Source organism: Phyllobacterium sp. (assembly GCF_037994425.1).
Classification (GTDB): domain Bacteria; phylum Pseudomonadota; class Alphaproteobacteria; order Rhizobiales; family Rhizobiaceae; genus Phyllobacterium.
In genome coordinates this window covers 1-6,198 of sequence record NZ_JBBNAM010000394.1, presented here as the reverse complement: position 1 = coordinate 6,198, position 6,198 = coordinate 1, and the positions used below count along the sequence as shown (strand labels likewise).

The window sequence follows — 6,198 nt, the reverse complement described above, 5'->3', positions numbered from 1 at the left end:
ATGGTGACGAAGCTCGATCGCCTGGCGCGCTCGGCCGTCGATCTTTATGCCATCGTGACCCTGCTGGACGGCAAGGGCGTCGCCTTCAAGGTGCTGGACGATGCGGCCGTTGATACGACAAGTCGTACCGGCAAGCTGGTCATGGGCGTCCTCGCGCTGATTGCCGAGTTTGAAACTTCCATCCGGCGCGAGCGGCAAATGGAAGGCATCGCACGGGCTAAGGCCGAGGGGCGGGCAGGCGGCCGGCCGAAACTGGTCACGGACGCCATCGCCAGCGACATACGCGCACGCCGCTCTGCCGGCGAAAGCTTTCGCTCGATTGCGAAGAGCGTCGGTTTCAGCGTGGCAACGATCCAGAACGTCTTGAAAAGCGCGCCGGCCACGGGTACGGGCGAGGGGCGGGCTGTAGGTAAGCGAATATGAAACCACTTGGAAACGCCCTGTGATCGCGGCGTCGTGCATGCAGCGCCTAAGCCATATGTGAAGCTGCATGGCGTGACGCTTAGCAAGGCCGAACATGCGCAGCCTTGCGCAACAATCGAAAATTCAGACGGCTTGAGCCGGCCGCTGCGTCGCGATCTAGCGGCAACGAGCCAACAACCGTATGTGGGGGCTCAGGCCACCGCATGCGAAGCTCCGCAGTATCTTGGGGACTACCAAAGAGGTCTCTCCGCGTCTGACGGAGCTCGGCTCGCCCGGGGTTCTGCTGTGAACTAACTGTCTAATACTGAGGCAACCTGCAACCCCGGTTTACGGCGGCGAAGGTCAAGGCCAATGCTGTTTTTTCGCCTCCATCGGGTGATCCCGGGTGACTATTAGTGCATGTTTACTTGGCGCCACGGCGCCGATTCGCGTTGCAGCATTTCGTCCTCCGGCCTTCATCATTCCGGACCAGTTAGCCCGTCAGAGACGTGGTCACCCGAGCCCGCCAGGGACTGTTGCCTCGCGAACCGCAGAATCACGCCCAACGATGCCGCGAGGGGTATCGCCAACAACAGGCCGATGAAGCCGAATAGCCATCCGAAGGCAAACAGCGCAAACATCATCCATACTGGGTTGAGTTTGACGCGACGACCGATGACCCGCGGTGACAGCACATAATCGGCAAGCATTTCTCCGACGATGAAGATTCCCCCCACAACGGCGACAGGCACCCAATTTGGCCAGAACTGGTCCATGGCAACGCAGACCGATACGAAGATACCGGTGGCGGCCCCGAGGTAGGGAACAAAACTGATGAGACCTGCGGCGATGCCGATCAAGGTGGCATGGTTGAGCCCAGTCACCTTCAGGGCTGTCGCGTAAAGTGCGCAGAGAATGAGACAGATGAGGAGCTGGCCGCGCACAAAGCCGGCGACCGTATCGTGGATCTCGCGCGCAAGCGCCCGAATATCGTAACGGTGCGCCGGGGGAAGCCAGCCATCGATCGTCGCAATCATGCGTTGCCAGTCAATTGCGATATAGATGGCGATGATCGGCGTGACGAGGAGCAGCGAAAGAATGGAGAACAAGGCTCGTCCGCCCGACCATAGCGAGCGAAGGAAGTCATCGAGCCAGGTGCTGCCCATCGTCCTCGCGACATCGGCGGAGGATTGCTCGATATGAAGCTGGTCGCCCATGACACTGTGCAGCCAAGGGCGGCTTGCATCGGTCATGAGCGACTGGAGTCGTGCTACGTAGCGGGGAAATGCCTCAAAAAAATATCTGAGCTCGCCAATGATGGCCGGGAGCATAACCAGGAGAAAGGCGATAAAACCAACAACCAGCGGCAGGAACACGGCCAGAGCTGCAAAGGAACGATTGATCCCGAACCGCTCCAACCTGTCGACCGCCGGAATGAGCAGATAGGCAAGCAGTGTACCGACGACAAACGGCAGCAGGATTTGCCGCAACAGCACCAGCGTAACCAAAGCGACCGCAGAGACCACAAGCCAGAACGTGGCTGGTTGCGCAATTCTCATCGAGTGTCTCCGCTCGTTCGGTTGCGAGCTCAACTGCCGGCTTCGTAGCCCCCGATCCCAACGCACTGATTGTCGAAGCCAAGGAAGATCGGCGATGGTGAGGGGTTAGAGGTACAGTGAGAACGGTTTACTTGCAAATTCTATTGAGGCAAAACAGGAGGAAGTGGCATGAAGCCGAGCTCCTAGACCAGATCCTCGTTTATTTATCTATTAAGCTGGCGAAGACGATCTCACCATCGGTAACATAATGATTGACCCTTCCGGTCTGCAGACGTGAACCACATTGGTGCAACGTGACTTCCCCAATCACTCGCTTTGCTCTCAACTCACCAACTATGTGGTCGCGCTCGGCATTCGTGTCTGAATCGGTAGCATGCGTAACTTGGAACGTCAGCCAAGTTAGAGACAATCCAATATCTCTGGTGCCTGCCCCAACCCATAGCACGCGCTGGTCGGCCGACGGTTCGTCCCTATTGAGCCAGAAGCTCATTGCGCTCATGTCGTCCTCGGAATGGTCGAGGCTGAGGGCCCAGAAACGGATATGATGGCGCTTGCGCGGGCTATTGTCGATAGACTCTTGGAAACCTATGTCCTGCCGCCGCCCAAAAAGATACAGGGTGCTGAAAGGAGCGGTGGGATAGGCAGAATTCAGGATAAACGCTCGCATCATGCGCCACGAGCTTGCCATCCCCAAACGATCGGCCGTGGACCAGTCTGCTGTTGCAAAGGCATCGCACAATTGTCGAAGCGTGCCGATCAGGACGAGATTTACAGGATCGCCGGGTAGACCATCTCCGGTGATCGTGTATCTGGGGATGAGGCTGCGATGAAGAACCTTCAGGCTCATTCGGACCACGTTCGGCAAAATAACATAGGCAGCCAAGCAATACGTAAGACTCACTGCCAGGAGCCATGGAAGTCTGTGGTCCGCAGTATCGAAAACGACGAAGACAATCAGCCAAACGGTAAATACGCCCAGGCCGAAAACCAGAAACCTCTGGAAAAGGCGCGTTAGCAATCTCAAAATATTTTCTCCAGTCTAACGTCGGATGAGTTGGCCATCCGCGCGCGATCCTCGTCCTTCATCGCTGAGGGCGCCATTGTCGCCGGCTCGTCGAGCGTTTCCGCCGCCGGCAGTTAGCAGCCTTTCCATCGTTCCGGGGCCGAGTGTGGGGTCTCTACAACGTATGTTGCGTCAGCATAAATCGCATCCACCAGGCGATATGGGACCTCAACCAACTGCCGCACGCGCTGAAGTTGCGAAAATTAGGTGCGCGTAAGCGATCTGGAGCTAACTCCTGCAAGCTCTGATTGCGTAATCCGGGGGCTAGAGGGGCACAGCGAAACATTCGCGATAAGGCCGAGGCTCAGCTGCAGCAATAAAGCGGTTGCGCCCAACTATTCTAAAATCTGCCTCACGGAAGAGATCAGCAGCTGGGAGCACCGCCCAAAGAAAAAGGCACTTTTTTGACTTCATCTGCGCGATATTGCCCACATTAATTGGGTACCCCGTCCGCTGGCGCTACCGTCTGAACGTGCGTAACGCTAGCGGGCGGACTCATGGGAACGTCAGCTCTCAGACGGCTGAATCGCGACGTGCTTGCCGTCCTTGCTGACAATGCAACTCATGTCTGAATAACCTTTGACGTTTATGATCAGCTTAAAATGGTCGCCTCCACCGCCGAACCATGCAACGTCGGCTGTGGCGTTGCCACTATACTTTGCGGTTCCAGCAGGGGCGCCATTAGCGGTATCGGCGTGTTTCAGGCAGGCATCGATTGCCGCCTTTGGAACCTCGACGGCTGCACCGGCGGCGCCGGCCGACAGAAACAGAGCTAACACGGAAAGTGACAGATACTTCATGGTCCTTTTCCTTCCCTCTTCCTTGCCCAGGAAATTCTGTGGCAAGATTTGATTTTGCCGAGGGGAATGCATGATAAAGTATCCTGCTCCCCAGCCTCATTATTACCGCTCGGATCGGGTGGACACTATTGTCCTTTAGGGAAGCTGATGCGGTTTCAATCATGTTAAACAGAGCCCACACCCTTGGCGATCGTCTCAACGATCGACACGTCGCCGATGAAATGCGCTGACGCCGAGAGTCAATCTGTTAGCCATTGGACCTTCTCCCTTAGGAAGAGGCTATTGTCCTTAAGGGAGGCTATGGTTCCTTAAGCCGCCAACGCTTTATTGATAGCGTTGATCAGGGAAGCCGCCGGAAATGGCTTGCGCAAATATGCAGTGCAGCCCGCTCGCGCCGCTTTAGCTTCCAAAGCATCGTCTTCGAGAGCAGTGATGAAAACCACTGGAAGTTTGGAGCCGGAGTCCCTCAATCGGCGCTGCAGTTCGATCCCGGACATGCCGCCAAGATCGACATCGAGGACAAGGCAGTCGATTTTGCCGACTGCACAATGCAAGTACGCTTCGGCCGAAGAAAATCCTTCTGTCGCAAAGCCGTGTGCATTCAGTAGGCGCTCGACACTTCTCAACATACTCGGATCGTCTTCCACGACAGCAATTGTCCATGGCAGCTTTTCCACCTGGTCCTCTTTTCAGCCGGCGTACAATGGTTACCAGCTCGATCGATGATAGGGCCGACGAACAATGTCGTATACTGTCCAAAGGGGAAGAGAATTAAGCGCGATGCACTGGCTTGGTCGAAGTATCCAACAATCCCATCCTCTCGGCAATCGACACGACTTCTGCCAGAGACTTCGCTCCAAGTTTTTCCATGACACAGTGCCGGTGAGCCTTGACGGTTCTTTCGGATGTGCTGATGGCGTAGGCGATCTGCTTGTTGCGTTTGCCCCGTACCATAAGGCCGAACACATCGGATTCGCGCGGAGTCAAGCTTGCGACGAGAACCTCGAGATCGTGAATGCGATCACGTTCAAGTTGCCGCCTCTCATACTGAAACAGTGCCCGGTCAATCGCCTCCTTCAGGACCGTACCGCAAGCCGGTTTCTCCAGGAAATCTTCGGCACCCGCCTTGATTGCGTGCACGCTGGCTTGGATGTTGCCCTGTCCGGTGAGGTAAATAATGGGCAGCAGCGGCGCTGTATCGGCAAGACGCTTTTGCAGGTCGATACCGCTCAGGCCGGGCAGTTGGAGGTCGAGGACGATGCAACCCGGTTCCATATCCGGTGGCTTTGCAAGAAACTGATCGCCTGATACATAGAACGCCACCCGGAACCCAAATGCTTCGATCAATCGGCCAAGCGCGGTTCGAAACGAGTTGTCGTCGTCTATGATGTGAATGATGGGGTTCATGCAGCGCACTCGCTTCGTGCAAGGGGCAGGATGAAACGTATGACAGCTCCACCCTCCGGATTGTTGTCGGCCCATATCCTGCCCGCATAGGTTTCAACGATCATCCGCGCTATGGTAAGACCTAGACCCGTTCCCGTCGGCTTGGTTGTGTAGAATGCCTGAAAGACGCTGACGAGCTGTTCGCTGGGGATGCCGTGGCCGGTATCCGAGATCGCCAGTTCTACGTTGGAACCCTTGGTCAGTCTTGTCTGGAATACCAGCCTTCGCTCCGTCGAGACATCGATCATGGCATCCATCGCATTGGTGGCGAGATTGAGGATAACCTGCTGGATGTGGACCTTGTCGGCGCGCACCCGCAACTCTGTCAACGCTGTGGACGAGGTGATTAGAATGTTCCTGCATTCGGCCTCCGGTTGGAGAATTCGGATTGAACTGTTGATTACCTCGTTGAAGTCGAAATCTTGCCATTCGATCTGACTGCGCTTCTTAAGAAGTCCACGTAGTCGGGCGATGATATCACCGGCGCGCTTATCGTCGTCCAGTATATCGACGATGATCTGCTTGAGCAGTTTGAGATCGGGTCCATTGCCTCGGAGCAGGAGTTCAGCTGCTTCAGCGTTGCTGCGGATCGCGCCAAGAGGCTGGTTGAGTTCATGCGCGATCGAGGCGGACAGCGTACCGGCCGTCGCGGACTGATTGAGGTGAATCACCTCAAGGAGGCGAAGGCGCGACTCAAGCTCAGCAGCGCGCCGGCGGCGGCGTTCGACAAGCAAGCCGGCAATGACCACCCCTTGCGTAGCGATGACGGTGACTGCGACGAGGATCGACGGCCAGCGCTCCTCCCAGAGCGTTTTTTTCCTGAACCATTGAACGGTTCCTGGCGGAAGCTGGTTTTCTGACAATCCCCAGCGCTTCAGTTGCCTCGCATCGGCAATATTGGTCGGGCGAGCGTCGACATTGGCAATCG

7 protein-coding genes are annotated in these 6,198 nt (G+C 56.4%); 1 reads left to right on the top strand and 6 read right to left on the bottom strand.

Annotated elements, in window-relative coordinates; translation table 11 throughout:
• Positions 1-423 (top strand): recombinase family protein (locus AAAB35_RS26220; protein WP_340671273.1); only part of this gene is annotated, 423 nt, incomplete at its 5' end.
• 458 nt (positions 424-881) lie between these two features.
• Here the strand turns inward: AAAB35_RS26220 and AAAB35_RS26215 are convergent.
• The 6 genes from AAAB35_RS26215 to AAAB35_RS26190 form a co-directional block, all read right to left on the bottom strand.
• Positions 882-1,961: an AI-2E family transporter gene (locus AAAB35_RS26215; protein WP_340671272.1), complete on the bottom strand. Its 1,080-nt coding sequence runs from the start codon at positions 1,959-1,961 to the stop codon at positions 882-884.
• A 199-nt stretch (positions 1,962-2,160) separates the two neighbouring features.
• Entirely contained in the window at positions 2,161-2,985 is an 825-nt protein-coding gene (locus tag AAAB35_RS26210) for an LssY C-terminal domain-containing protein (RefSeq protein ID WP_340671271.1), read from the bottom strand.
• A 545-nt stretch (positions 2,986-3,530) separates the two neighbouring features.
• The gene (locus tag AAAB35_RS26205; protein WP_340671270.1) at positions 3,531-3,824 is read right to left on the bottom strand and encodes a hypothetical protein; all 294 of its coding nucleotides are present in this window, start codon (positions 3,822-3,824) and stop codon (positions 3,531-3,533) included.
• Between the two features lie 308 nt (positions 3,825-4,132).
• The gene (locus AAAB35_RS26200; RefSeq protein ID WP_340671269.1) at positions 4,133-4,501 is read right to left on the bottom strand and encodes a response regulator; all 369 of its coding nucleotides are present in this window, start codon (positions 4,499-4,501) and stop codon (positions 4,133-4,135) included.
• A 94-nt stretch (positions 4,502-4,595) separates the two neighbouring features.
• Positions 4,596-5,231 carry a response regulator gene (locus tag AAAB35_RS26195; protein WP_340671268.1) on the bottom strand — a complete coding sequence of 212 codons (636 nt, stop codon included), beginning with the start codon at positions 5,229-5,231 and terminating at the stop codon, positions 4,596-4,598.
• The coding region (locus AAAB35_RS26190; RefSeq protein WP_340671267.1) for a HAMP domain-containing sensor histidine kinase at positions 5,228-6,198 on the bottom strand (971 nt) is incomplete at its 5' end. The genes AAAB35_RS26190 and AAAB35_RS26195, both read right to left, overlap by 4 nt.